The sequence below is a fragment of the Peribacillus sp. YIM B13482 genome (assembly GCF_042787975.1).
Lineage (GTDB): Bacteria > Bacillota > Bacilli > Bacillales > DSM-1321 > Peribacillus > Peribacillus simplex_A.
In genome coordinates this window covers 14149-36253 of sequence record NZ_JBHZPF010000029.1, presented here as the reverse complement: position 1 = coordinate 36253, position 22105 = coordinate 14149, and the positions used below count along the sequence as shown (strand labels likewise).

Below are 22105 nucleotides of genomic sequence, written 5' to 3'. Positions count from 1 at the left end.
ATAATACTTTAACATTCTACCATTCGTATTCACTAAAAAATAGTTAATTAATGTTGAACAATAAAATCACGACTTTTCCGTATTTTGCGAATGATTATATTTTTAATATTCAAAATAATTATTGTAATCAATGTACTTGTTGATTATAATACAAAGCATAACAAATAAAAAGTTATTATGAGGGGGTGAAATAATTGAATATTGCAGGGATGAATATAACTTTTAGGCATTTCCCTTTTCATTATTTTTTGGATTGCATGGACAACCTTGGGATTAATAGCATTGAGTTATGGGCTGGGGAGCCGCATTTGTATGTTTATCGAAACATATTAGGAAATATAAGGAGTTTGAGAAGGGAAATTAAGTCTAGAAATATGAAAATCATTTGCTATACCCCCGAACAATGTATCTATCCTTATAACATTGCATCCTCGGATGCTCATTGGCGAAAAAAAGCATGGAATATTTTATGGAAAATCTTTATGCCGCGCTGGAGTTAGACACAAACATGATGCTTATCACTTCTGGAATAGGGGACTTTTCTGTCTCACAAGAGGAATCATGGAAATATGCAAGTGACTCAATCTTTCAATTAACCAAAGTAGCTGAGATGGAAGGTTTGATTCTTGTTTTAGAGCCATTGACAAAGTATGAATCCAATCTGGTAATCGACTCAAAAGGGCTAAAGAAAATGTTAGAGGAAATCCAATCTACTTCATTAAAAGGAATGATAGATACGGTTTCCATGCATCTGGCGGGTGAAACACCTGATGAGTACTATTCCTTCCTTCCCGAATTAGGCCATTTTCACCTAATGGACGGGGGTGGTCAATCAGATGCACATTTGGCACTGGATGATGGGGTTTTAAATTGGAGGGAATATTTAATAAGCCTTCAAAGCCATCGTTACAAAGGAAGTTGTACTTTAGAGATTATGGGATCAAATTATTATCAAAATCCAAGAGATGCAATCAAAAAATCAATTGAAAAAGTTAGGGAATTGGGAATTTAATCATCTAATTTGGAGGAACTCTTTATGAGTAATGGCACACTTACACGAAAACTGGGTTTTTGGTCTGCTCTGGCTATTGCTGTTGGAACTACAATAGGGTCGGGTATTTTTGTCTCATCCGGTGATGTTGCAAAGACTGCGGGTACTCCTTCCATTTCCATTCTAGCCTGGATAATAGGAGGGGTGATTGCCATTCCGCAAGTAATGGTGCTGGCGGAGTTATCGACAGCATACCCCCAAAATGGAAGCGGTTACGTTTATTTAAATAAAGCTGGGTGGAGGCCTCTGGCATTTTTATATGGATGGGCCACTTTCTGGGCGTTGGATCCTCCATCCATATCGATTATGGCCTTAGCCATCGTTTCTTATTTAGCAACCTTTTTCCCATTTTTCTCTGGGGTCGCCGAGAAATTATTGGGTATTGCGATCATCCTGCTCATCACATCGATTCATTATCGAAGTGTGAAGGAAGGAGGTCTTTTCCAAGTCATTATCACGGCTATCAAGATCATTCCTTTCCTGATTGTCATTGTCTTGGGAATTATGTACATGAATCCTGATAACTTTGCTTATACACCAGGACCTGGTGCCCAAAAGTCAAATTTAATAGGTGGTGTATCCGCAACCACATGGGCATATACGGGAATGGCTGCGATTTGTTTCATGGCTGGGGAGTTCAAAAATCCAGGGAAAATACTTCCACGAGCTCTTATTAGTTCGGTATTCATCGTGTTGGCTTTATATACGCTGTTAGCCGTTTGTGTCATCGGTTTGATGCCGTTTGATGAATTAATCAACTCCAATGCGGCTGTTTCTGAAGCTGTAAAATATATTCCGGGATTATCTGATATTGCATCATCATTCGTGGCCATTACGGCGATTATTGTTATCTTGGGTTCGCTGAGTTCTTGCATAATGTTTCAGCCCCGCCTTGAGTACGCAATGGCAAAGGACGGACTATTCTTTCAACGTTTTGCAAGAGTTCATCCTAAATATGAAACTCCAAGTTTCTCTATCATCGTTCAGGTTACGTATGCATGTATACTTGTGTGCTTCAGTAATTTAACAGTATTACTTGGCTATTTCACACTGATTCAATTGGTAATTAACATCATGGACTTTGCCGCTGTTTATAAATGCCGTAAAAGGGATGATTATAATCCAATCTATCGTATGCCATTGTGGAGGTTAACGACGGTTTTAGCTATTCTTGGAGCATCATGGCTGGCTTGGGGAACATTTACTTGGGCGCCTATTCAAGGAGTGATTGCAGCATTGATCGTTATCGCAACAGGTCTGCCGGTTTACTATTATTGGGAAAGGAAATATGGATCCAAGAGAAATAACGACAGTGATATCGTGGCTTAGCAGAATTTTAAGGGAAGTTAGGACTGCTTTTGACAAACACACTAAAATTTAAAATAAAACAATTGTACGAATTATTACGTTTAGATATAATACAAGACATAACAAATAAACAAAGGTAAGGGAGGAAGCTGTTAATGCTAAAGTTTGATGAGGAGTTATTTCTAAATCTTGTAGAAAAAGAGGGCCTTGCTTTTAGAGGCCAGATTGAAGAAATCGTAGATGGAATCACAAAAAGGGGCTACAGCAATATTTTCCTTATCGGTGCTGGTGGCACCATAGCCATGATGTATCCATATGAATACATTTTAAAATCAAATTCTACCATCGATGTCCATGCAGAAATTGCCGCTGAGTTCATGGTGATGAATCATAAGCATTTCAGCAAAGATTCAGTCTGCATTTTTACATCTGTATCCGGGACTACTCAAGAAACAGTTGCAGCGGCTGAATATTGTAAAGAAAAAGGCGCCACTACAATCGCTTTAGTTGCAGAGCCAAATACTCCGTTAACACAAATTGCGGATTACTGTATAACGACTGGTTCTGAAACGCACTCTTTTGATACTTTCTTTATGCTTTTGTACATGGTCGTCTTCCGTTTCATGCATAACAACAATGAATTCCCGCAATATGAACAATTCACGAAGGAGGTTTCTCTACTTCCGCGTGCAATTCTAGATGCCGTTAAATCTTTTGACAAAAAAGCAGAGGAATTCGCCATTACACATAAAGACACGGATTACCACATGATGGTCGGTTCTGGTAACCTATGGGGAAACACTTATTCATATGCCATGTGCATTTTAGAGGAAATGCAATGGATCCAGGCGAAATCCATCCACGCTGCAGAGTTTTTCCATGGTACGCTTGAACTTGTTGTTGAAGATACAAGTGTTATTTTACTAAAAGGGGAAGATGAAACTAGACCGCTGATGGACCGTGTAGAGAGATTTGTAGAAAAAATCTCAAAAAATATAACGGTTATTGATACCAAAAGCTTTGAAATGGAAGGCATCAGCGAAGAATTCAGAAAACACTTTTCAGTTAGCATCAACTGGTCAGTATTAAGTCGAATCAGCGTATACCTTGAGCGTGAAAGAAATCATCCATTAACACTTAGAAGATACTATCGCCAAATGGAATATTAAGATAAGTGGAGCACTACTTAGTAGTGCTCTTAAGTTTAAAGAAAGCGGGGGAAAATGATGAGAACGGTTACAGTCGGAGATAACTGTATGGATGTTTATCAAAAGAGCGGGGAGGTCTATCCTGGCGGTAATCCTTTAAATGTGGCTGTCTATTTAAGAGGGTTAGGTGCTGAATCTGCTTATATCGGCTGGGTGGGCTCCGATCAATACAGTGAAAAAATGGTTAAAGCGATACAGGAAAAAGGTGTTGATATTTCTCATCTTTCGCGGAAAGAAGGAAAAACAGCTGTTACCTTTGTTGAAATGGTAGGAAATGACCGCAGGTTTGGAGAATACGATGAAGGTGTCATGAAACATTTCCGCTTAACGACGGAAGAACTCCATTACATTCAAACATACCAGCTCATACATTCAGGGATTTGGGGACATGCGGATAAGTACTATTCCTTATTTAAAGAAAATGGAATGCTCACGTCTTTTGATTTCTCAGATCAGCTAGATCACGATCTAGTGAAGACTTTACCGCAGTTTGTTGATTATCCTTTTTTCTCTTATATGAAGGATGATGCTTTTATCCGCCAATTTTTAAAAGATGTAAAAAATCAAGGATCTAAAATTGCGGTCGCCACTTTAGGAGAAAATGGTTCACTTGCCTATGACGGCATTCAATTTTATCAATGCGGTGCCCTTGAAGCGAATGTGGTAGATACAATGGGTGCGGGGGATTCCTTCATTTCCGGTTTTATTTATGGATTATTGAAAGGCCAATCTATCGAAAATTGCTTAGAATTGGGTACAGAGTCTGCTGCGAAAACCATTAGCTATTTCGGTGCGTGGTGACTGGGACTGTAAATCATGTATAATAGGTAGTAAATAATAAATTTTGACGGATAAGGATGAATCTAATATGAATTTAAATCCTTCAACCCCCCAGCCACTATATATGCAAATAAGGCAAATGTTGAAGAATGATATTCAGAACGGTAAATACAAACCAGATGAACAAATCCCAACCGAAGCAGAGCTTTGTGAAACTTATAACGTTAGCCGCATCACCATTCGAAAAGCAATCGAGGAATTGGTGAAGGAAGGAACACTTACACGTATTCCGCGCAGGGGTACCTTTGTTGCATCTAATAAGTTTCATAATGAGTTGTTATCCATAAGTGGATTCTCAGAGTTTAGTCATCAGCTTGGGAAGATACCGAATTCCCGGATTTTAAGAAGTGAGGTCATAGCCGCACCAAAAGATGTTGCAGGTCATCTCCTCATTGAAGAAGGAAGCCCCGTTCTCGAACTAGAGCGACTCATGTATGTAGATGAGCGTCCGCTTTTCTACGATACCGCTCATTATTCGTTACTTCGTTTTCCGGATTTGGAAAAGAAGATTGCAAGGGATGAATCAACTTATAAAATCCTATTGGAAGATTACCATACCGAAATAGTCAGTAACGATAAAATTATAGACGTGATTGGTGCTACAAAAATCCATGCTAAATATTTAGAATGCGATATTGGCGCAAATTTATTTAGAATAGTGAAGATTGCTTTCGATGCAAACGACCAGCCTGTGCACCTCTCAACGTTCATGTGTGAAACCAACAAGGTCAATCTGACTGTTCATCGGGCAAAATAGGTCATGCCATTAATTTGGCATGACCTATTTAAACATCTAGTTTTGATTTTCCTCCTCCAAACTTTCTTCTTTGATCATCGCATTTAAAATATCCTTACAATTAAAACACAAGATTTTCTTGTTATCTAACAGAATACCGTTCAGAAAACCAGCCGTACAATATACATCATGTGCACAGCGAACACAAGAGCCAACTAGTTCATCCATCGATACATCCCCCTATTCAGGAAATGGTATATAGTTTGGTGTTCTATTTTGAATAAAGGTAAAGGCCAAAATCTTGCATAACGGAAGTGTGCCCCATTTGTCGCAACATGGTAGCTATATTACCACGATGATATGATCCGTGAGTGACAACATGAAATACCGATTCGGAAATGGAAGTTTCAAGCAACCCAGCATATGGATTATCCACGACAATTACCTTTTCCATATCCTCCACACTTTCCAGAAGGGCTTTGTTTCTTTCGGATAAGTCTATAAATGTTTTTTTCATTTCCTCAATACTTTTCTTTTCCACCACTTCTCTTAATAGATTAGAAGACTTCATTGCTTCATCCATACTATTACCTGAGATAATGTCAAACCAAGTGTAATCTGTAAGATAAATGTGAGACAACACTTTAGATACCGAAGAAAAACCACTCCGAATATCCTTATGATAAATGTGCTGTGGAAGTTCAGTTAAACGATCAATGATAACTACATTTGCCCACACGTGGTAGTTGTACATATTTAATTCTTGTTCGGGGTGGTTCATATAAAAAACCTCCATTTTGGGTCGTATTGAACAATTTATGCCCTAAATGACAAAAAAATTCAGTTGAATTCAAGAAAGTATATTTATTAATATTTTTATATATAAATAACAACACTTCCCTTTTGACAGGTAGGAGGAGTATGAAGTTATTGCATACTTCCTCCACTGCTTTATCCATGCACCTTTCATTGCAAATTTACTAATGTTAAAACAAAATGCGAATCTTTCTGATTATAGATATTGGCGCATCCATATAAGGATGCTATTTCTTGCAGGAAATTAGCTCCCTATATCGAACTGATAGTAAAGGAGATGGTAATATGAATCTGAGAATTAAATATAGGCTTTATATCCATGTTGACGGAAAACTTATTCCAGAGAAGTATGATCGATATGAGATACTAAACGTCAGAGAAGGTATAGATCCTAATGATACTAAGGATTACCAAGAGCTTATTAAAAAATTGGGAAAGTCAATTAATCGGCCTGTAAATGAATTTGAAATTAAAAATTATGAGTCCATGTAAGGGCATCCTCTCGAGGATGCTTTTTATTTTGGAGAATGAGAGGTGAATCCGGTAATTTTGAACTTTCACCGTTAATTAAACAAGAAAACGCCATTGATTTAGAGGGGATACCTTTTATTGCAGATTAGCATTTAGTTTTTTATTAGATAATTCATCTATTGATTTTGCGGTTGTATCAAAGGAGGGTGTTCTGCCATGTCATTTAATACTTTTTCACGTTCTATTTTTGCTTCTAGAATGGCCCTCCCTTAATTGAGAGTGGCCAAATCGTTAATTATTTATATGTCTTCTTGAACTTTCGTTTCCGTTACTCCAAGAAGACATGCGACCATTATTATTAAATGGTTCCGTGTGTTGAATTAAAGTATGAAATTATAATGTTTCATCCTGCCTTGAATTTTTTTGTAAAAGGTCACGAATTTCCTTTAAATATTGCTCGGTTGCCGGTACCACTACAATTACCTCTTCCTCGTCCGTTTGCTTTTTTCTAATAAGAGAATTCGCTATCTTCATAAACATGAAAATCGCAAACGAAATAATCAAGAAATCAATCACAGCTTGAACAAATGCACCGTATTGAACATCCACGCCATTAACTGGAAGGGCTAAAGAAGAAACATTGACCCCTCCTAGTAAAATTCCAACTAGAGGTGTGATAATATTTTCGACTAGCGATGAAACGATTTTCCCAAATGCAGCACCTATCACTACAGCTATAGCAAGATCGAGAACGTTTCCTTTAGTTATAAACTCCCTGAATTCCTTTATCATCGTAACTACACCTTTCATTTTTTATAGATAAAAGCATACCAGAAACATGGAGAAAATTGAATAGAGTTAGTGGCCTCTATTATTTCCAAAGATAGGAATAAGCATCCGTTTAATCTTTTGAAATCCATTAATAAGTAGAATGAAAGCAGTCAATCAAAGGGGGTAGCTTTCACAAGACATTAAAAAGTCGTTATAAAGCACGTCTTATTGCGGGGGTGGATTTAACGTTCCTAGAACCAAGCCTTATTAAAGCTTTACAAATAGTACTTAAAAAGCAATTCAATAGTTATGGAAGGCAGATGGGGAATGTCTAAGGGGCAATCGTCACTGAAGGCAGGTAAAGAAGCTTTCACTAAATTGTTACTGAATATAAGGGAGGGAGGAATATAAATGTTTTTGATTGGCGATAATTATATTATTGTACTACCCCCTAAGTGGTACTCCTCCATTGTTAAATGGCCTTCTAAAAATCGAGAGGGCTTTTTTTTGTGGGCATTGGTTAATTATTTGTTGATCTTCGATAAAAGTTTAAAGACCAAATGGGTCGTTTTTCCAGAAGTTGTATTTGTGACTGAAAGCCGTAAATCAGTGTTCTTATTTATTGAGAATAAAGCAAAGGGTGGTATCGGATTAGGGGTTTTGTCCTTTTTGTGGATAAAGGAGGAAATTACGTTTCGTTTGAAGAATGTTTTGAAGATGGGGGTGGAATAATTGCGACAAAATATTGAACAGGACTTATCTAAAGAGGATATTTTTAGAATGATTGTTAAACACCTTGATGTATTCCCGTTGACTTGTCTAGACGCTATCAGAGAAGTTATTAGAAGTTCATTAAAACAACGGGGCTTAATAGGAGGAGTAACTAAACAAACAGGAGCAGCTGCTATAACCTATAACCGGAAAATATCAGAAAAAGATATACAGTTAATAAATGATTGTATTTATGACCTTTTATATAGCCGAGTTATCCAACCTGGCATTAATAATGATAATCGAGATTTACCATGGATTCATGTTTCTGATAAAGAGAAACTAAAAAAATATCTAAACTGAAAAGTATAGTCCGATAAATCAGAGAATTTTTCCATCCGGGAGAAACTTCCCCCTGAATGGTTGAAGGCGCAAGAATACTGCATTAGGTGTAAAGATAATTATTGGAGGAAAGATATATATAGCGAATGGGGATTAATGCGTAAACCGATTTTATAAATCCGAGGAATTTGAGATTCTCAAAAATGCAATAGTTGGATGTCCTAGAAAAGTGGGCATAGATTATGATCGGTAAGAGTGCCATTTAAAATCGAGCTAGTGCTTGAATATCCTTTATAGTTAAGCTAAGTAAGAGTCCAAAAAGGATGGGCTTAGGGGGAATGGATAAAATTTGGTGAACTCACTTTATTAACAGCAAAAACATAGGAAAAGCCCTTCTCTAAATCGAGAGGGGCCTATTTTAGGTTATAATCTCTTTAGCCGATAATTGCAATTTTCTATATAATTCACACTCAATTAATTGTATGTTTCACCTGTAAGATGGGATTCAAACATATCGATAATTTCAAGGAAACGATTGGCCTCACGGAAAACGTGATCAGCCAATAGAGGATGGATAATGCTCTTGATTTTGCATTCTTCGATTAAATCTCTGGCGGTTTTCTTAAAGTCTCGAAGTGATACGACGGAAACACGGTTCTGATCTAGAAATTGATCCAAAAGAGGGGCAGTTTGAGATTGCGGCTTCATGGACTCTAAGTCTACAGCTTGAAAGACTAATTGATCAAAATCATTGCTAAAGTTTCGCGCCATATCTACAAGCTTTCTTTCCGATGGATCAAGGAGATGTCCAATAAATTTTGCATGATCCGCCATGATCCTTAAAAAGAAAACATTCTCTTTGATGATAGCATCAGCAAGTGGTTTCAATTTACCTTCATTTAATTCTTTTAATCGTTTTCTAAAATAATTGGCTTCCCTACTTATATGGTCAACTAAAAGTGGGAAATTGTTTGCACCAGGCAATTTACAGGTAAGTATTAACCCCAACACTTTCCTTTTAAAGAAAAATATGTTCGTAGCAGCTTGTTGCACTTCCGCATTAAATATTCTAATCTGTTCTGGATCAGTTTGATTTGTAAAGGAATGAGATTGCTGTTCTATCCGTTCAAATACATGAAAAAACTGATTAGCTTCGTCAATTAGCTGTGTATCTTCACATCTGAAACCCAGTCTTAGAAATAACGAGTGTTCCTTCATAATTCGTGACCAAAAACGGATTTCATCTAAAGAACGTTCAACAAACATTCCAGAATTATTTCTCATATTAGCTTCCTGGCTGTTTTCACCCAATACTATATCCCCCTTTATCCTTACCATCTTTAAAATCATATTAAAAAGGGGGCAATTGTATACCACTCAGTTACATATAAGTCACAAATAAATCAAATATGTATTTTGAATCGTAGCCTAATAAATGAGGAAAGGAAACAATCACTTTCAAGAACGGATCTTTCTATTTCACTAGTGTCGAGTCTTTTGCAATTAGAAGGTATGGAAGTTTCCGAGAGTGGAGATCAAGCGTATAGATGATTCCAGGGAAAATGATTAAGGGAAAGGGAGGAATTATGGACCATGTTAATGGAGCAAAATGAATAAATAGAAATGGTTAGCAGAATATCCTAAGGAGTGCTCCTTGCCTCTACCAGGAATTAGTTGTGAACTCAATTAATATAGATCGAGCGGTGATGGATGTAACGGAATCTGGTTTAATGCTAGCAAAAAGGGTATACCATTGAAGAGATTCAATCTATTACTGTACACAGGTTGAACTTTAATCATCCGTGAAATGTTAAACTCGAAACTTATTGGCAGACAATAAGAGTAACCTATTCAATTAAAGAAAATAGACTGTATTGGAGAACTTGCTTAGTTTAACTTTCAAGATTTAGATGATGATAATGTATAACTTATTCTTAATTGCTAGTGAGAAACAGGGCAAGCAATCTTTTTTACTTGCTCTTTTTTCTGTTACAAAGATTGTGACAACTCTGCATGGTTCTTAAAGTACTAGATAATTGGTACATATAGAATGTATTGTAATGAATCGTCTATTGAATATTGACTCAAAACTAAATAATAATGTCTTTACCCGTAGAAACAAGTAAAGCCTTTCGAACTTTATTAAGAATGAAAATTTGTAAAATAGTATAATGATGATTTTTATGAATTTGGATTATAGGATATATAGAATGAAATAGGTTTTAGAAAAGAAACAAAGAAAATCATGAATTAGAAAAAGAGTGGGGTATATAAAATGACTGTTTTGTTTGGTACGGTCGAATACTTTGTACAAGAAATGCTAAGTCACTTAGAAATTTATCGAATGGGAAAATGGACAAAAGAGGATGAAATCTCATTAATATATTCAAAATTGGAAAATGAAATTTTATACGACTTTGTATGTGACGATAAAGTTCGAATAGAATGTTTGAAAAACCTTGCCTATGCAGCTAAAAGAATAAGGACAAAAGAATATTAATCTATAAAAAAGAGGATGTCCCAAGATGTATGGCTTTTTGGTGCATCCCTTTTCTTATGCTTAAGTGCCTCAAAAGATTATCCAATAGGGGTTGTTTAAAGTTTTAATTGACAATGATTATCATTATCTTTATATTATTGATTATCCTTCAAAATTAATTACTATTGGAAAGCAGGCATTTTTATGAAAACACGTAGAATCATTGCAAAAATTCATTTATGGCTTAGTATGCTAGCTGGGGTATTTATAGTACTGATTGGCTTAACAGGAAGTTTGCTTGTCTTTGAACCTGAACTAAACAGTATACTGCATCCTAATTTATATAAAGTTACAGAAGGGAAAAAAGTTACGTATCAGCAAGCCGTGCAGGTTATATCAGAATCACATCCAAAAGGACAAATTGAGCGTATATACACTCCAAGTGAACCTAATGCTCGTGGAGTTTATCTATTCCGCCTAAAGGAAGGAGAGGAGCAACAAAGCATATATGTCAATCCAGGAACAGGATACATAAATGGAACATTAGGGGATAAAGCATTATTTAATCAGATAAAGGAATTTCACGAACAGCTATTGTTAAAAGACTTCAATGGTGAGAAAATCGTCGGTATGATTGGATTTATTTTCTTTTTTATAACTTTATCAGGACTATATTTATGGTGGCCGGGGATTAAAAAATTGGCACGTGGGTTTATAATGAGACGTAATGCCAACCCATATGTAAGGCAGTTTGATTTACATAAAGTCATTGGTGGATTTTCCATTCCGTTTTTATTGGTCGTTTCGATAACAGGGGCCCTTTTTGTGTATGATGAAATGATTTTTAGTTGGTTTGGTGCAAAAGCAAAGGTAATGCCTCCAGAAGAGCAGCTTATCTCAAAAACCATTCCAACTGGAAAGCTTCCACTTGATGAGTTGTTAAATAGGGCTGAAAAAGCCATACCACAGGGAAAACTTATGCAAGTTAGAATGCCCGAAAAGGTGGAAAGGGGAACTCCAGAAGGCGCAGTGGAATTTCGTCTTAGTCGTTCATATGATCCAGGAAAAGGAAATGTGAAAGTGTGGTTAGATCAGTATAGTGGAAAAGTTGTGGGCAAGTTAGACCCACATGTTAATAGTGGACTTATCTATCAAACATGGCACCTTCCGTTACATACGGGTAGTTTTGGTGGCTTAATTACAAAAATTTTGTATTCCATTGGTGGCCTTACTCCATCCATTCTGATGTTTACTGGTGTCTATATGTGGAGTTATAAGAAAAAGAACAAGAAAAAAAGGAAACAGAAAAACGATTCAATAGCAGCAGCATAAACACTTGATTTGAAATCCATTGCATTCTACATCGGTTAAAGCAAGTGCTGTATATAGAATTGAAGATGAAAAATCTCAGAGTATTGGATTCAAATTGATTAGTCAGGAAGTCAATAACAATTAGATAATAATAAACATATTTAATATTTACCTTTTCGAAAAGAGCTAGGAAAGTAATAAGGTATGACAAGAGCTGAATTATCTGCTCTTGATCAACTATAGATTGCCTTACTTCAATTACAGGGTTGCTACGGCAGCCTTTTTATTATGGAACTATTTTCATTATAACTCTACAATTTATAGGGAATCGGCAGAATAATCCATTTCATATGATTTGAAATATGCGATTTCAAATTTCAAAAAAAAGATTAGTAATATCGGCCGGCCCCCCCCCCTTCTAATATTAATAAAATCAGAATAGCCATACAATAAACGTTGAAAACTAAAGCACTTTACTTTCAATCTGATTTTTAACGACTTTAAATGCTTTCACTGAAAAAAATTTTAGATGATACCCAATGAATGGTATTTATGACGGCAATAATATCCCCACAATTATAGTTTGGACAATAGGACTGTATGTTTCCACCATGAGGTATTTAAATAAACGAATAAAATCAAAATATTTGAAAAAGGATTATAATCATGCAACATAGAGTTGGTTTCCTTTTGAAAAAAGAGGAGGATATTAATATGGAAAATGTAAAGGGAATCGATGTTTCACATTGGCAAGGTGCTATTAATTGGGATGAAGTTGCTAAGGCCGGCATGGAGTTTGTATTCATTAAAGCAACCGAGGGAACGAATTATCCTAAGCTCTCGTATTTTAAAGAAAATGCTCCTCAAGCTTTGGCAGCGGGATTGAAAGTCGGGGCCTATCACTATGCTAAGTTTGCTACTGTTGCTGGGGCAAAGGCAGAGGCTGCTTATTTTTTAGATTCTATCAGCTCTTTTACTTTAAATTACCCTGTTGTTCTTGATCTTGAAGAAAATAAAAAAGGTGCAAATAAAAAAAAGTTAACCGATGCAGCAATAGCTTTTTTAGACTCTATCGATGAAGCAGGATACACCGCTATGCTTTATACTGGTAAATACTTTCTCGAAAATACTTTAGATGAATCAAGATTGACGAAGTACGCTTTGTGGATTGCCCGATACAACAGCTCATTGGGACGAAGCACAGATATTTGGCAGCATTCCGATTCTGGTAAGATAAGTGGTATCAGCACAAAGGTGGATTTGAATATAGCTTATAGGGATTTTACAAATACAGTAAATTCTTTTAGGACGCCCAACTCCCGTGCATTGAAAACTGAATCAACCACAACATATACTGTAACAAAAGGCGACACACTAAGCTTGATTGCAAAAAACAACAAAACAACCGTAAAATCTCTTGTTAGTCTTAACAGCATTAAAAACCCGGACAAAATTTATATCGGTCAAAAGCTAAGGTTGAAATAAGAAAAGGCTCTTCTCTATAAGAGAGGAGCTCAGTTTGTCGACAAAAGGGGTTCGGAATGTATTAATTCCGATCCCCTTTTGATATTTTCTTGGAATTTTGCTCAAGATTAAGAGCTTGGGTCTCTACGAGCCCACTATGTTAGGCCATTTTTGGACCTTGCCATGTCCAATTGGCCATCTTCTTTACATTCATGGCAGCGAAAGTAAGCATCGCCTACATCGATAATTTTTTAAGTCCCCTTAAAGTAGTCCAACGCATACCATGCTTTTCTTTTGCATCTGCGAATACACGCTCAATCGTTTCCTTGCGTTTCGCATAGATAGGTTTTACATCTTGATGATGACGCAGGTGATCTGCTTCTTCCATATTTTCTTGCCGGATATGGCGCGTCACCACTTTTTGATGGTCTTTGCTTTCTGTACACTGTGATAAAAATGAACATGTCTTACAAATGTGTTTGGGAGATTTGTACTCACGATATCCCTCTTTATTTGTTGTTGAGTACTTTAAAATCTCGCCCGATGGGCAAAGGTAACAGTCAAAATGTTCATCGTAAACATACTCAAGTTTGCGGAAGAATCCTTCTTTTGTTCGTGGCCGTGTATAGGGTAAAGCCGGTGTGATTTCTTTGTCAAAGAGTTAGCTTGTAATGGCTGGTGTTTTATAAGCTGCATCTGCGGCTTCAGGCTTTCCAACTTTCTCAATCACTTGTTCAACCAGTGGCTCTAACATATGGCTATCATGCGTATTTCCAGGTGTTACAATCGACCCTAGCACAAAACCATTGCGGTCTGCAGCCGTGTGAAATGAATAGGCAAACTGTTTTGTCCGTTCATCTTTCACATAGTAACCACTCTCAGGATCTGTTGTACTTTCTTTAATCTCTTTGGTTTCTTCCTTATAATATTTATCTGGTGGAAAAGGTTTCTTTCCATGGTTTTCACGATCTTGATTTATTTCTTCTTGAAGGCGTTCTTGATACGCTCGTGTTTCCTTGCGAACGACTTTCTTTGCGAACTTTCGCTTATTTTCACTGGCTTTCACATGAGTGGAATCAACGAATACATGCTCAGCACTTATTAACTTTCTTTCGGAAGCTGTCATTAAGATGCGATAGAAAATCTGTTCAAACAGGTCAGTATCTTTAAAGCGTCGCTCGTAATTTTTCCCGAACGTTGAGAAGTGAGGCACTTTATCATGGAAACCGTAACCTAAAAACCAACGGTAAGCCATATTCGTTTCAACTTCTTCAATTGTTTTACGCATCGAACGAATACCGAAGGTATATTGAATCAATGTCAATTTAACTAAAATAACTGGATCAATACTTGGGAGCCCTATCTCTGAATACATATCTTTCACCAAGTCATAAATGAAAGTGAAGTCAATGGCCGCCTCAATTTTACGAACCAAATGGTTCGCTGGCACCAGTTGATCCAAAGTAATCATTTCAAGTTGATCTCGCTGAATAGAATTATGTTTCGAAAGCATCGTCATCACCTCAAGTTTTAATACTCCTATTTTAAAACAAAAAAGACTGTAGGCAAAAGCGGTTATATCTAATTGTTAAAACAAAGTTGATTGGAGCCGGTGTGCGAGACTCCTGCGGGAAAAGCGCGTTCAAGGGAGACCCCACAGGCGCAAAGGCGCCGAGGAGGCTCCCGGACCGCCCGCGGAAAGCGAGTGCCCTACGTTCTAATCAACGTTCGAATTTTTAAAACCCTCAAAAAAACTGTAGACAAACGCGATTTTCATCGAGTTTGTCTACAGTCTGGGCTCTTCTCTATAAGAGAGGAGCTTATTTTTAATTGAAATTCATTATATTTCTTTAAGTTCATCAATGCCCACTTCTGATTTTTCCTCTAATGGTCCTCTGAGATGTACTGTAGCAGTTCTGCCGTCTTCATTTAAATTATCAATCCATACTGAAGTGCCATTATATCTCACCTCAATGTCAGATGATGAAGAAAGAATCTGTTTTACACGTTTAACATCCACATAAATCCCTCCCTGCTTATTAGTCTACTTATTATTTGGGGAAAGACTGAATTTTATTCGTTTTTTAAAGGTACTAAAAAATAAGCCTTAATTTCATGGGATTAATATATAACAAAAAGCCGCAATAATGTTGCACCTTTCCCTGTTATATGAGGGCGAGAGCTCAATTAATCTTATTGATAAGATGGAAATCCTAAAACTTAAAAATAATAGGTTGTCTGCTGAAATGGATAGGATTGTAAAAAGTGTTGAGTTGATAAAATACGAAATTTTAAGGATACTGTATGTTTAAATCTGGACTGGCGGTATATTATCCGACATGGGATAAAATCAATTGTCCCCCAATTAAAGATTTTAAAATTGGAAGATTATTATTCTACATTATTTCACGAAATGATTCACGTATATAAAAACATTTAGAAAAAAATATAATACTCTCTTTAAAAACATATAAACACGTTGAGGTATATGGTTTTTTATGCTTAAACATCTAAGTTAAAATTACTGAAATAATTACCTTTTTGATATTCATTATTTGTTCTGTGGATTCAAAAAGTGGAGGAAGTGTACGAAAATTGAATATTTTTATCTTGAATAATTATATTTATGTAACTATAATTACATTAAAAGTACGCGAATTGAATAAATGCACGCGGATTGAATACTTTCTTTTGAAAAACTTATTGTAAAAAATAGATAGGGGAGCCATTATCATTGAAAAAATTAATGTTGTTTACGACTGGCGGAACAGTAGCCTCAATTGAAGGAGAAAACGGACTTGCACCTGAACTGCATGCCGATGATCTATTAAGTTACATACCTGAATTAAATGTACGTTGCCATATTGATACGAAGGAGTTAATGAACATTGATAGCACCAACATGCAACCAGAGTTTTGGATAGATATGGCGAATGTTATTTACGAACATTACGATCAGTATGATGGATTTATTATTACGCATGGCACCGATACAATGGGTTACACATCAGCTGCACTTTCTTATATGTTACAGGATGCATCAAAACCGATTGTTATTACAGGCTCGCAAATTCCTATTTCGTATAGTAAAACAGATGCAAAACGAAACATTTCAGATGCCATCCGTTTTGCTTGTGAAGAAATAGGTGGGGTATATATTGTATTTGACGGCAAAGTCATTCAAGGGACAAGAGGGATTAAACTTAGGACGAAAAGCTATGATGCCTTTGAAAGTATTAATTATCCGTATGTTGCATCGATACATGATGACATAATTGAATATAATAAATCCATTCATATCCAAAAAAATAAACACATTCAATTAGATACATCACTTTGTACAGATGTGGCGGTTGTTAAATTACATCCTGGGATAAAACCAGAATTTTTTGACTGCCTAAAAGGTTTGTATAAAGGAGTGGTTGTGGAGAGCTATGGAAGTGGTGGTATTCCTTTTCAAGTGCGCAACATTTTAGCGAAATTGATTGAATTAACCGAGCACGGTGTATCTGTTGTCATTACGACTCAATGTCTAGAAGAAGGAGAAGACATGGATATATATGAAGTTGGTCGGAAAATTGACCATAATCGTGTAGTGCGTTCTAAAAATATGAACACAGAAGCAATTGTGCCGAAATTGATGTGGGTGCTAGGAAAAACAACAGATCCAAAAAAGGTAAAAGAAATGATGGAAACAACGATTGCAGCAGATATTACGTTATCTTTTTGAGATACTGCCATTAAGTCATTAAATCCAATTTTTAGGAACTATAAACTCCTGTCTTTGGACAGACTTCATCAGTTGATGAAGTTGATCCTTTTTAAAATTGAAAAAAACAAGTATCTTCTAAGCTAACTAAATTTTAATAAGAGGTGTTTAAATGCAACAGTTATTACATCATGTGATTGGCGTAACAAATGATTTCCTTTGGTCAAAATTATTAATTATTATGCTTGTTTCTTGTGGGATTTATTTCACAATTAAATTGAAATTTGTACAGGTTAGAATGTTAAAGGAAATGGTCCGTGTTTTATTGGAAGGAAGAAAGGGTTCTGAAGACAGCGTTTCCCCCTTTCAAGCGTTCTGTATTGGTATGGCCGCCCGCGTTGGGACAGGTAATATTACAGGAATTGCGATTGCGATTGCGTTAGGCGGTCCTGGAGCGATATTCTGGATGTGGATTATTGCAATTATTAGCTCGGCAACCAGCTTTATAGAAAGTACGTTAGCGCAAGTATATAAAGTAAAAGATAAAACTGGTTTCCGAGGCGGTCCATCCTATTATATGGAAAAAGGATTAAACAAACGTTGGATGGGAGTATTATTCTCCATTTTAATTACGCTTTCTTTCGGTCTTGTATTCAATTCTGTACAATCAAATACCGTTACAATTGCTTTTAAGAACTCATTTGGGGCAGATCGTTTAACTGTAGGGATTATCATGACACTTGCTTTCGCTGCGATTATCTTTGGCGGTGTGAAGCGTATTGGAAAAATTGCTGAATACAAGGTGATGATTCTAGGTGTGTTATACCTTGGAATGGCATTATTTGTCATAGCGATGAACATAACCAAAATGCCGGAAATTCTTTCTCTTATTATTCATAACGCGTTTGGCTTTGAACAACTGGCAGGCGGTTCAATCGGCGCTGCGTTCATGAATGGCGTTAAACGTGGTTTATTCTCGAATGAAGCTGGTATGGGAAGTGCGCCAAACGTTGCCGCAACGGCAAAAACAAGTCATCCGGTGAAACAAGGACTTATTCAGGCATTTGGCGTATTAACGGATACACTGATCATCTGTACAAGCACAGCATTTATTATTTTACTTTCGGATGCTTATAAACAACCAGGGCTAACTGGCATTGCACTTACACAAACTTCATTAACTGAACACATCGGTTCCTGGGCATCAGGTTGTCTTGCGATCTTTGTTTTCCTATTTGCATTCGGTTCGTTAATTGGTAACTATTATTATGGGGAAACAAATATTCGATTTTTACACAACGGTAAAGTATGGTTGATTCTATATCGAATAGGCGCGTTCGCCATGATTGTATTCGGAGCGGTAGCAAAAGTCGAGCTTGTATGGGATTTAGCAGATTTATTTATGGGCTTGATGGTTATCGTAAACCTAATTGCCGTTCTCTTATTATCAAAAGTAGCTTTTGCAGCATTAAGTGATTATATGAAACAGAAAAAAGCTGGTCAAGATCCTGTTTTTTATAAAGACAGCATTAAAGGTCTTGAAAATATTGAATGTTGGGAACACTCTCAAGATGCTTCCACTTTAAAAAAGAAAAACGCCATGTAATAAAAAAGATGTGCAGACATATGAACAAATCCACCGCATATGTTTCCGTCTGACTTATTGTTTTAAAAGTAGTGTAAGTGCTTCAACTGCATTGCTTGCTCATTATTCAACGTTTCGATGAAATCGTATAAAGCCGTTTTCGTACTTCATCGAATAAAACAATCTACCACCAGGGCTTCACTTACTGAGCCCATTGTTGAGCTATGGTTATTATGGAGTTGGATTCATCGTTTGCGATTATGTGAGACCCGAATTATATATTATCTAAGTCAGTATATCTTACTTATCAAAGGAGTTAATTCATTATGCAAGTGCTACAAAAAACGCAAAAAATAGTCCGCTATCAGAATCAACAGGGCAAAATACATTACGGTATTGTTGAGGATGAGATGATATTACAACTGTCTAGCAGTTTTGCTGAACTTGTCAACAAGGAAATAAAGTATGACGGGGTAGAACTGAAATATAGTGACGTAAAAATTTTGGAACCTGTAAAACCTTCGAAAGTGGTTAATTTCGGCTGGACATATGCAGGTCATGCGAAGGAAACAGGGGGAGAGGCAAACCTTGTAGAACCATTTCTATTTTTAAAGCCATTATCTTCGCTTATTGCAGACAAGGAGAAAATTATCCTTCCTCCAAACGATCTATCCAACCAAGTGGAACTTGAAGGGGAAGTGGCCCTTGTCATTGGAAAGCGCGGAAAAAACATTAAAGAAGAAGATGCGCTTGATTATGTGTTCGGTTGCACGATATTTAATGACGTCACAGCAAGAGACCTTACCAAAAAAGATCCACAGTTTACGCGGGGCAAAGGATTTGATACATTCGGACCTTTGGGGCCGTGCATCGTTACCGGGGTAGATCCTACAAATTTGAGAATTGTGACCACATTAAACGGCCGCGTTGTCCAAGACGGGAATACCAATCAAATGTCTCTGAGCATTCCGTTTTTAATCAGCTGGCTTTCGCAGGTGATGACACTGGAGCCAGGTGACATTTTGGCCACGGGTTCACCATCTGGCAGCTGCTCGATTAATTCAGGGGATGTGGTCGTTGTGGAAGTCGAGAACATCGGTCAGTTATGTAATCATGTCGAGTAGAATGTACAAGCATTCATAAAAAACCAAAAATGAAAATATTCCAATATGGATGAGCCGACTTTTTAAAATGTTCCAGGGGACATCTCCTACTATCTTTCGTAGTAATTATGATGCTACTCTCATGGGCAAAGAGATGGTTTTTTGAAGGGAATAAGGTCGGGATGCTGTTTTTGCCCTATTAATGTGAAAAGGTTTCATAAGGCAGGTATTGTAGAGGGAATACGAATATAAAATCAACCTTGGTTTTTCTGCTCATCGTAAGATAATATTGGCTGTGCCGTTTTTTACTAGAGAATTGGTATCCGACTTTTAAACCTATCACAAGAATTATCAATGAGAACAAAAAGGCTATATTAAAAGGGATCAAGATTCATGGAGTATTAAAAGTTAATTTGGTCTTTACCGAAGGCCGGTTTAATTACATTGTAAAAATATAAAGCTGAAGATATGCAGCAAATACATGCTAGGCTTTCTGAATCAAAAGGATTATTCTAAAAAAGAGGGAGAACAAGCCATCCAGATGACTTGTTCTCCCCTTTGATCATACGTTTGAATTGCAAGGTATGGAGAGTATCTTTTATTAAATCTCGACCTTTTTTCATATCTTATCAATCTTTAACCATTTTCGAATCAATTTTTTAAAGAGTGCACCACTCAAATGGGGTCAAAAATCCAGCAAAAACTTCTCTAAATATGACGACTTTCTTCTATTATATATACTCACCAAAAACATCTTATTACAACAAATGAATCGCATGGCGTTCTTTTTCAAAAACCCTCTCCAAATAAATTTCTGTAGTGGATAGCTGCTTATGGCCCAGGCTCTTCATAATCTGATGGACATCAACTTCATTTAAGTGAGAAATGATGGCAAAAGCTTACCTAAATGTATGAGGACGAATGGAAGAAGAACGAAACTTTAAAAAGGCAATCCTCTCTCTTTAATGGCTTTTGTTAAGTATTGAGACAAATAAGAGGGAGAGTATGCACGGACGGTATGGGTCTTAAAGAGCGGGTCGGCTCCTTGTGCTGCATCAATATCCTCGATTCCTCTAGCTGAACGGAACATTCGAATACTATTCATTCCTTTTTCTTTCAATGGTATTTGCCTTCTTTTATTTCCTTTACCTAGGAACTCTAGAAAATACATGCTGGTAATCCTTGATTCGGAGTCTTGTAAACTCTTCATTAGGCATGCCTGTCATCGTTAGAGAGGAATAATCGAAAAAAAGATGGGTTCAGTGATATAGCCTGCTTCGAACAGGAATTTCAATAAACTCTTAATGATGGTTTTCTTTCTGGATAATGTGGCAACAGAATAAGCTCCTTTTGTTACGACATCGGGGCTTTTTTCTGATAACCTTTCCTGATACATTGAATGTGCCGGGTAGATAGAGATTTAAAGAGGGAAGCCTCCACAACTTTTTCCAAATCTAAAATGATTTCCACCAAATAAGTGAGTGATTGAACAATAAATTAAATAAGTTCTCGCTCATAGGCTTGTATGGTGCTGGCGGACTTTTCATGTAGCTGTTTTAAATGCTCTCGCCGGTGAAGAAACCACTGGAGCATTTCTGCATCGCTAAAATCTGAAAAAGGATCATGTCATTCTTTTCTGTAGCATCTAATCGTTCTTGCAACGATGTCTGCAAGACTTGAAGCTCTTTCGCTTTTTCTATCAGTTCATGCATACCTGTATCCCTCCCTTTTATCAACCATCTATCAATAAGATAAAGTATTTATTTATTAAATCCCTTTTATAGATTCTTAATACAGTATTACGAATATCTCTGGTACATCAGCAGAAGCTAGGAACATCACAACGGACATTTTATGGAATTACATTTAATGGAGTGGCAGGGGATTAATTCCTGATTCGGTAATTAAACAAAGTTGATGCTTGCCGAACTTAATGAAGTATTTTGGATTAGTCAATCTAAGTTTAAAACCCCAATTTTCCTCAATGGGAACTAAGTTTAAGCATAAAGGAATATTATTATAGAGCCAAACTTCAAGAAGGGAGTTGCTTCGGCAGCTCTTTTTCTTATGGAGCATATGGGACGGAAGGTTTGAATAAGGAAGTGGATACAATGGGACAATAATGGAGGAGAAAGTGTTGGAGGGTTTATAATTCCGGTTAAATGTATAAAGACGATATTGAAGTCTTTTACACATACTT

At 36.6% G+C, this 22105-nt stretch carries 20 protein-coding genes and 3 pseudogenes; 15 read left to right on the top strand and 8 right to left on the bottom strand.

The annotated features are described in order from the left end of the window. The first annotated feature begins 194 nt into the window (after positions 1-194). From ACFX4L_RS14940 to ACFX4L_RS14920, 5 genes and pseudogenes are all read left to right on the top strand, one after another. Positions 195-1012 (top strand): annotated as a pseudogene (locus ACFX4L_RS14940) (TIM barrel protein). 24 nt (positions 1013-1036) lie between these two features. Then, positions 1037-2380 (top strand): amino acid permease, encoded by a 1344-nt coding sequence (locus ACFX4L_RS14935; protein ID WP_377387313.1) that lies wholly within the window; start codon positions 1037-1039, stop codon positions 2378-2380. A gap of 134 nt (positions 2381-2514) precedes the next feature. After that, positions 2515-3528, top strand: a complete 1014-nt coding sequence (locus tag ACFX4L_RS14930; RefSeq protein ID WP_057276224.1) for an SIS domain-containing protein — start codon at positions 2515-2517, stop codon at positions 3526-3528. A gap of 57 nt (positions 3529-3585) precedes the next feature. Next, complete coding sequence (gene frlD / locus ACFX4L_RS14925; protein ID WP_377387316.1) at positions 3586-4368, top strand: fructoselysine 6-kinase; 783 nt, start codon at positions 3586-3588, stop codon at positions 4366-4368. Between the two features lie 67 nt (positions 4369-4435). Beyond that, positions 4436-5164 (top strand): GntR family transcriptional regulator, encoded by a 729-nt coding sequence (locus tag ACFX4L_RS14920; protein WP_048678490.1) that lies wholly within the window; start codon positions 4436-4438, stop codon positions 5162-5164. A 36-nt stretch (positions 5165-5200) separates the two neighbouring features. Here the strand turns inward: ACFX4L_RS14920 and ACFX4L_RS14915 are convergent, their stop codons facing one another. Continuing rightward, entirely contained in the window at positions 5201-5371 is a 171-nt protein-coding gene (locus ACFX4L_RS14915; RefSeq protein WP_284471135.1) for a hypothetical protein, read from the bottom strand. Positions 5372-5414: 43 nt separating this feature from the next. Then, entirely contained in the window at positions 5415-5924 is a 510-nt protein-coding gene (locus ACFX4L_RS14910) for a DinB family protein (protein ID WP_377405534.1), read from the bottom strand. Positions 5925-6244: 320 nt separating this feature from the next. Between ACFX4L_RS14910 and ACFX4L_RS14905 the strand changes: the two genes are divergently transcribed. Continuing rightward, positions 6245-6451, top strand: coding sequence for a hypothetical protein (locus tag ACFX4L_RS14905; RefSeq protein WP_061462595.1), 207 nt, complete (start codon positions 6245-6247; stop codon positions 6449-6451). 372 nt (positions 6452-6823) lie between these two features. Here ACFX4L_RS14905 and mscL read toward each other — a convergent pair whose 3' ends face one another. Next, positions 6824-7222, bottom strand: a complete 399-nt coding sequence (gene mscL / locus ACFX4L_RS14900; protein WP_377387322.1) for a large conductance mechanosensitive channel protein MscL — start codon at positions 7220-7222, stop codon at positions 6824-6826. Between the two features lie 390 nt (positions 7223-7612). Between mscL and ACFX4L_RS14895 the strand changes: the two genes are divergently transcribed. Together ACFX4L_RS14895 and ACFX4L_RS14890 are read left to right on the top strand one after the other, a co-directional pair. Then, the gene (locus ACFX4L_RS14895; protein WP_284471132.1) at positions 7613-7933 is read left to right on the top strand and encodes a hypothetical protein; all 321 of its coding nucleotides are present in this window, start codon (positions 7613-7615) and stop codon (positions 7931-7933) included. Further along, entirely contained in the window at positions 7934-8275 is a 342-nt protein-coding gene (locus tag ACFX4L_RS14890; RefSeq protein ID WP_377386936.1) for a hypothetical protein, read from the top strand. 453 nt (positions 8276-8728) lie between these two features. On the opposite strand, the gene ACFX4L_RS14885 is transcribed toward ACFX4L_RS14890, so the two are convergent. Further along, positions 8729-9538, bottom strand: a complete 810-nt coding sequence (locus ACFX4L_RS14885; protein ID WP_089364543.1) for a DUF2935 domain-containing protein — start codon at positions 9536-9538, stop codon at positions 8729-8731. A gap of 155 nt (positions 9539-9693) precedes the next feature. Here ACFX4L_RS14885 and ACFX4L_RS14880 point away from each other — a divergent pair. From ACFX4L_RS14880 to ACFX4L_RS14865, 4 genes and pseudogenes are all read left to right on the top strand, one after another. Then, positions 9694-9864, top strand: a pseudogene (locus ACFX4L_RS14880) (succinyl-CoA--3-ketoacid-CoA transferase); the annotation flags it as partial. A gap of 665 nt (positions 9865-10529) precedes the next feature. After that, the gene (locus ACFX4L_RS14875) at positions 10530-10754 is read left to right on the top strand and encodes a hypothetical protein (RefSeq protein WP_061462602.1); all 225 of its coding nucleotides are present in this window, start codon (positions 10530-10532) and stop codon (positions 10752-10754) included. Between the two features lie 183 nt (positions 10755-10937). Continuing rightward, positions 10938-12065: a PepSY-associated TM helix domain-containing protein gene (locus tag ACFX4L_RS14870; RefSeq protein ID WP_377386939.1), complete on the top strand. Its 1128-nt coding sequence runs from the start codon at positions 10938-10940 to the stop codon at positions 12063-12065. 693 nt (positions 12066-12758) lie between these two features. Beyond that, entirely contained in the window at positions 12759-13529 is a 771-nt protein-coding gene (locus tag ACFX4L_RS14865; protein ID WP_377386942.1) for a GH25 family lysozyme, read from the top strand. Positions 13530-13668: 139 nt separating this feature from the next. Here ACFX4L_RS14865 and ACFX4L_RS14860 read toward each other — a convergent pair. Both ACFX4L_RS14860 and ACFX4L_RS14855 read right to left on the bottom strand, forming a co-directional pair. Next, positions 13669-15021, bottom strand: a pseudogene (locus ACFX4L_RS14860) (IS1182 family transposase). Positions 15022-15348: 327 nt separating this feature from the next. Beyond that, a complete protein-coding gene (locus ACFX4L_RS14855; protein ID WP_061462608.1) occupies positions 15349-15528 on the bottom strand; it encodes an H-type small acid-soluble spore protein in 180 nt (59 codons plus the stop codon). A gap of 714 nt (positions 15529-16242) precedes the next feature. On the opposite strand from ACFX4L_RS14855, the gene ACFX4L_RS14850 reads away from it, so the two are divergent. From ACFX4L_RS14850 to ACFX4L_RS14840, 3 genes are all read left to right on the top strand, one after another. Beyond that, entirely contained in the window at positions 16243-17238 is a 996-nt protein-coding gene (locus ACFX4L_RS14850; RefSeq protein ID WP_317778776.1) for an asparaginase, read from the top strand. A 151-nt stretch (positions 17239-17389) separates the two neighbouring features. Then, complete coding sequence (locus ACFX4L_RS14845; RefSeq protein ID WP_377405532.1) at positions 17390-18823, top strand: alanine/glycine:cation symporter family protein; 1434 nt, start codon at positions 17390-17392, stop codon at positions 18821-18823. A gap of 305 nt (positions 18824-19128) precedes the next feature. Continuing rightward, positions 19129-19926 carry a fumarylacetoacetate hydrolase family protein gene (locus tag ACFX4L_RS14840; protein WP_377386948.1) on the top strand — a complete coding sequence of 266 codons (798 nt, stop codon included), beginning with the start codon at positions 19129-19131 and terminating at the stop codon, positions 19924-19926. A 919-nt stretch (positions 19927-20845) separates the two neighbouring features. Here ACFX4L_RS14840 and ACFX4L_RS14835 read toward each other — a convergent pair. Continuing rightward, the gene (locus tag ACFX4L_RS14835) at positions 20846-21115 is read right to left on the bottom strand and encodes a hypothetical protein (RefSeq protein ID WP_377386951.1); all 270 of its coding nucleotides are present in this window, start codon (positions 21113-21115) and stop codon (positions 20846-20848) included. A 346-nt stretch (positions 21116-21461) separates the two neighbouring features. Further along, positions 21462-21617, bottom strand: coding sequence for a hypothetical protein (locus ACFX4L_RS14830; RefSeq protein ID WP_377386953.1), 156 nt, complete (start codon positions 21615-21617; stop codon positions 21462-21464). Positions 21618-22105: the final 488 nt, after the last annotated feature.

Bases quoted from the DNA above. Each gene is read 5' to 3' on its own strand.
- ACFX4L_RS14885 (WP_089364543.1), bottom strand. From the start codon at position 9,538: ATGAGAAATAATTCTGGAATGTTTGTTGAACGTTCTTTAGATGAAATC.
- ACFX4L_RS14840 (WP_377386948.1), top strand. From the start codon at position 19,129: ATGCAAGTGCTACAAAAAACGCAAAAAATAGTCCGCTATCAGAATCAA.
- ACFX4L_RS14870 (WP_377386939.1), top strand. From the start codon at position 10,938: ATGAAAACACGTAGAATCATTGCAAAAATTCATTTATGGCTTAGTATG.
- ACFX4L_RS14845 (WP_377405532.1), top strand. From the start codon at position 17,390: ATGCAACAGTTATTACATCATGTGATTGGCGTAACAAATGATTTCCTT.
- ACFX4L_RS14915 (WP_284471135.1), bottom strand. From the start codon at position 5,371: ATGGATGAACTAGTTGGCTCTTGTGTTCGCTGTGCACATGATGTATAT.
- ACFX4L_RS14895 (WP_284471132.1), top strand. From the start codon at position 7,613: ATGTTTTTGATTGGCGATAATTATATTATTGTACTACCCCCTAAGTGG.
- frlD (WP_377387316.1), top strand. From the start codon at position 3,586: ATGAGAACGGTTACAGTCGGAGATAACTGTATGGATGTTTATCAAAAG.
- ACFX4L_RS14920 (WP_048678490.1), top strand. From the start codon at position 4,436: ATGAATTTAAATCCTTCAACCCCCCAGCCACTATATATGCAAATAAGG.
- ACFX4L_RS14935 (WP_377387313.1), top strand. From the start codon at position 1,037: ATGAGTAATGGCACACTTACACGAAAACTGGGTTTTTGGTCTGCTCTG.
- ACFX4L_RS14930 (WP_057276224.1), top strand. From the start codon at position 2,515: ATGCTAAAGTTTGATGAGGAGTTATTTCTAAATCTTGTAGAAAAAGAG.
- ACFX4L_RS14835 (WP_377386951.1), bottom strand. From the start codon at position 21,115: ATGAAGAGTTTACAAGACTCCGAATCAAGGATTACCAGCATGTATTTT.
- ACFX4L_RS14910 (WP_377405534.1), bottom strand. From the start codon at position 5,924: ATGAACCACCCCGAACAAGAATTAAATATGTACAACTACCACGTGTGG.
- ACFX4L_RS14905 (WP_061462595.1), top strand. From the start codon at position 6,245: ATGAATCTGAGAATTAAATATAGGCTTTATATCCATGTTGACGGAAAA.
- ACFX4L_RS14875 (WP_061462602.1), top strand. From the start codon at position 10,530: ATGACTGTTTTGTTTGGTACGGTCGAATACTTTGTACAAGAAATGCTA.
- ACFX4L_RS14865 (WP_377386942.1), top strand. From the start codon at position 12,759: ATGGAAAATGTAAAGGGAATCGATGTTTCACATTGGCAAGGTGCTATT.
- ACFX4L_RS14830 (WP_377386953.1), bottom strand. From the start codon at position 21,617: ATGCATGAACTGATAGAAAAAGCGAAAGAGCTTCAAGTCTTGCAGACA.
- mscL (WP_377387322.1), bottom strand. From the start codon at position 7,222: ATGATAAAGGAATTCAGGGAGTTTATAACTAAAGGAAACGTTCTCGAT.